This window comes from Mesorhizobium sp. M4A.F.Ca.ET.050.02.1.1, assembly GCF_003997725.1.
Classification (GTDB): Bacteria; Pseudomonadota; Alphaproteobacteria; order Rhizobiales; family Rhizobiaceae; genus Mesorhizobium.
This window is the reverse complement of sequence record NZ_RZSG01000601.1, coordinates 1-3,740: the sequence shown is the minus strand read 5'-3', so window position 1 is coordinate 3,740 and position 3,740 is coordinate 1. Positions and strand designations below refer to the sequence as shown.

3 protein-coding genes are annotated in these 3,740 nt (G+C 65.5%); all 3 read right to left on the bottom strand.

Annotated features, from left to right (window positions below):
* Nucleotides 1–79 precede the first annotated feature (79 nt).
* The 3 genes from EOA33_RS27675 to EOA33_RS27665 all read right to left on the bottom strand — a co-directional run bounded on the left by EOA33_RS27675 (nt 80) and on the right by EOA33_RS27665 (nt 3,637).
* Nucleotides 80–1,594 carry a sugar ABC transporter ATP-binding protein gene (locus EOA33_RS27675; protein ID WP_127407090.1) on the bottom strand — a complete coding sequence of 505 codons (1,515 nt, stop codon included), beginning with the start codon at nt 1,592–1,594 and terminating at the stop codon, nt 80–82.
* Nucleotides 1,595–1,640: 46 nt separating this feature from the next.
* A complete protein-coding gene (locus EOA33_RS27670; protein WP_126057537.1) occupies nt 1,641–2,654 on the bottom strand; it encodes an ABC transporter substrate-binding protein in 1,014 nt (337 codons plus the stop codon).
* 95 nt (nt 2,655–2,749) lie between these two features.
* The gene (locus EOA33_RS27665) at nt 2,750–3,637 is read right to left on the bottom strand and encodes an SMP-30/gluconolactonase/LRE family protein (protein WP_127407089.1); all 888 of its coding nucleotides are present in this window, start codon (nt 3,635–3,637) and stop codon (nt 2,750–2,752) included.
* Nucleotides 3,638–3,740 lie beyond the last annotated feature (103 nt).

The window sequence follows — 3,740 nt, the reverse complement described above, 5'->3', positions numbered from 1 at the left end:
CAGCATGCGCGCCCGCGCCGCCGCGCCGCCACCCGCCGACGACGCCTTCAGCCTGGTTTCGAGTGAGGCCGCCGTCATCTCAGGCCGCATCGCTGAATGAGGACTGGATGATCTTCTCCTCGGTCAGCTCGTCGCGTCCGAGATTGGCGACGATCCGGCCGTTCTTGAAGACATAGACATGGTCGCAATTGTCGAGCTCTTCGGTTTCGGTCGTGTACCAGAGGAAGGTGCGGCCCTTGCGGGCTTCCTCGCGCACCAGATCGTAGACTTCCAGCTTGGTGCCGATATCGACGCCGCGCATCGGGTCGTCCATCAGCACGATCCCGGCATCCGAGCCCAGCGCGCGGGCAAACAACGCCTTCTGCTGGTTGCCGCCGGACAGCGAGTAGATGTTGTTGCTCATGTCGGGCGTGCGGATGCCGATCTTGTTCTTCCAGAATTCGGCAAGCTCGGCCTCGCGCCGCGGCGAGATCAGGAAGCCGCTGCGCAGCCGCGTCAGTGAGCGGATGCCGATATTCTGCGCGATCGACCATTGCGCAAAAATGCCGTCCGACTGGCGGTCACCGGCGACCAGCGCCACCGGCGCGGTCACCTCTATGCCGGTCCTGGCGCGCTGGGCAGCGCCGAAAATCGCCAGCAAAAGGTCGGTTTGCCCGTGGCCGGCGAGGCCGGCGAGCCCGATGATCTCGCCCGCGCGCGCGACGAGCTCCTTGCCGTCCTGCTGCCGCGCCGGACGTGCCTTGACCCGCAGCGGGCCGGCCTCCGCCTTCCTTGTCTCCGCGGCAGTTCTCTGATGCCCTTCGGCGCCGCCCATGGTGGCGACCAGCCGATCGCGGTCGAAGGCGCTTGCGGCGTCGGCGGCGACGACCTTGCCGTCGCGCATGACCACGATGCGGTCGGCGTTCTGCAGCACCTCGCCCAGCACATGCGAGATCAGGATGCAGCTGCCGCCGGAAGCGACGAAGCGGCGCACGAACGCAAGCAGCTGGCCCGCTGTATGCGCGTCGAGCGAGGAGGTCGGCTCGTCGAGGATGACCAGTGCCAGCGGATCCTCGGTCAGCGTGAAGGCGCGGGCCACTTCCACCATCTGCCGCCGGCCGATTGAAAGGTCGCCGGCGATGTCGGAAGCGGAGATGCCGTGGTCCGGAAAGATCTCGTCCAGCTTGGCGGTGATGAGGCCGGCGGCCTTGCGTCGCCAGCCGAAACCGGTGAGCGAAGGATGGTTGATGCGCGTGTTCTCGGCGATGCTGAGGTTCGGGCAGAGCGATAGTTCCTGGAATACGCAGCGTATGCCGAGTTGCTGCGCGCGCGGCACCGAATAGGCCTGCTCGGCGCTGCCGCGCACCGTGATCGCGCCGCTGTCGGGGACAAGCGTGCCCGCCACCATGTGCATCAGCGTCGACTTGCCGGCGCCGTTGTGACCGACGAGACCGACACATTCGCCGGCGCCGACTTGGAAGTCGACGCCGCTGAGCGCCCGGACGGCGCCGAAATGCTTTTCGGCACCGTCCAGTCTGATGATGTCAAAATTGGCGGCGCCGAAATGCTTTTTGGCGCCATCCGGCCTGACTATGTCGGTGTTTGCCTCGGGCATGCTCAACGATATCCGGTTGGCGATGCCGGCGGCAACAGTTCAGCCATCACTTGATGTTGGCTTTGATGGCCGCGATGGCGTCTTCCTGTGTGTATTCGTGCGTAGCGACGCCACCCTCCTTGATCTTCGGCAGGGCCGCTTCGAAATCGTCCTGGGTGAAGGCGAGATACGGCACCAGAAGGTCGTGCGGAATGTCCGTGCGGCCGTCCAGCACCTGCTGCGCCACCCAGAAGGCTAGCGACGAGACGCCGGGCGCGATCGAGGCCGACCAGGTCTGGTAGCCGTCCTTGTCCTTCTGCTCCTTCCACCACTTCAGCTCGTCCTGGCGGTTGCCCATGATGATGGTCGGGCGCGGCTTGCCGGCGGCTGCGAAGGCTTGCGCCGCGCCGTAGCCGTCGCCGCCCTGGTCGACGATGCCGACCACGTCAGGCAGCGACGGCAGGATGGTCGCCACCGCCTTCTGCGCCGTGGTCTGGTCCCAGTCGCCGGTGACCGAGCCGACGATCTTGAACTCGGGATGCGCGGCCACGCCTTCGAGGATGCCGGCATGGATGGCATCGTCGATCGAGGTGCCGGCGAGACCGCGGATCTCCAGCAGATTGCCGCCCTTGGGCTGGAACTTGGCCATCTGCTCGACTTCCTGCTTGCCCATGTCCTTGAAGTCGACGACGACGCGGTAGGCGCAGGGCTCGGTGACGATGCCGTCGAAGGAGACGACGACGATGCCGGCATCGCAGGCCTGCTTGATGGCGCCGTTGAGCGCATCCGGCGAGGCGGCGTTGATGACGATGGCGTCATAGCCCTGCAGGATCAGGTTCTGCACCTGCGCAGCCTGGGTCGGAACTTCCTTGTCGGCGGTGGTGAAGACGTCGGCGGCCGCGACCACCTTGTCCTCGACCGCCTTCTTGGTGACGATGCCGTAGCTGTCCAGCATCGCCTGGCGCCACGAATTGCCGGCATAGTTGTTGGAGAAGGCGATCTTCTTGCCACTGGTGTCGGCCAGCGCGGTGCCCGAGGCGAGCATCGCCGCCAGAGCGCTCAGGACGAGTAGTTTCTTCATGTCATATCCTCCCAGATGTGTTGACTGCTGCATTCCAGCCGGCTTTTAAGGCCGGCCTCACTTCCAATCCGATTTGAGCCCGGACGATCCCGCGCTCAAAACAGCCTCAGCCCCGGCACGCGGACTCTGAGCCGGTAAAGCGACGTCGACGCGGCGATGTAGAGGCTCCTCAGATCCTCGTCGCCGAAGGTGAAATTGGCACAGTCTTCCGGCGTCGCGATGACGCCGAGAAGCTCGCCGGACGCATCGAACACGTGGATGCCGCCCGGGCCGGTGCAATATAGGTTGCCGCGGCTGTCGATCTTCATACCGTCGGTCGATCCCGGCTCAGTGCCCTCGGTCGCCGCCCAGACCGCGCCGCCATTGAGGTCGCCGTTGGCCTCCACGCCGAACACCCTGATATGCCCGCGCTCGGTGTCGTTGACGAACAGCCGCGATTCGTCGAGCGAGAAGCAGAGCCCGTTGGGCTGCGCGAAATCGTCGGCAAGCAAGGTCAGGGCGCGGTCGCCGTCGATCCGGTAGACGCCCTGAAACGAAAGCTCCTGCTGCCGCGGCACGCCGTAGAATTCCGCCCGGCCGAACCCGGGGTCGGTGAAGTAGATGGCGCCGCCGGTGGCGACGACGACGTCGTTCGGGCTATTCAGCTCCTTGTCGCCGTAATGGGTGGCGAGCACGGTCACGGTTCCGTCCGGCTCGGCGCGGGTAACGCTACTCGTCGCGTGCTCGCAAGTGACCAGCCGCCCCTGGCGGTCGAGAGTGTTGCCATTGGCCTTATGGCTGGGCTCCCGGAACAACTCGATCTCGCCCGAAGAGCTGCGCCTGTACATACGGCTTTCGGGAATGTCGGAAAACACCAGCCATTTATCGTAAGGATGCCACACCGGACCTTCGATGAAGGAGTAGCCTGTCGCCAGCCGTTCCATCGCCGCGTTGCCGACAACGTCGCCGAAGCCGGAATGGCGGGCCGGCGCCGAAATCGACATCACTGGTCCTTCGGCTTGCGGACTGCCGCGCCGCCGACGAACCAGTCGCTGCCGGCCACGTCCTCGAACACCACCCAGATCGCGTCCTTGGGCAGTTCGGCGA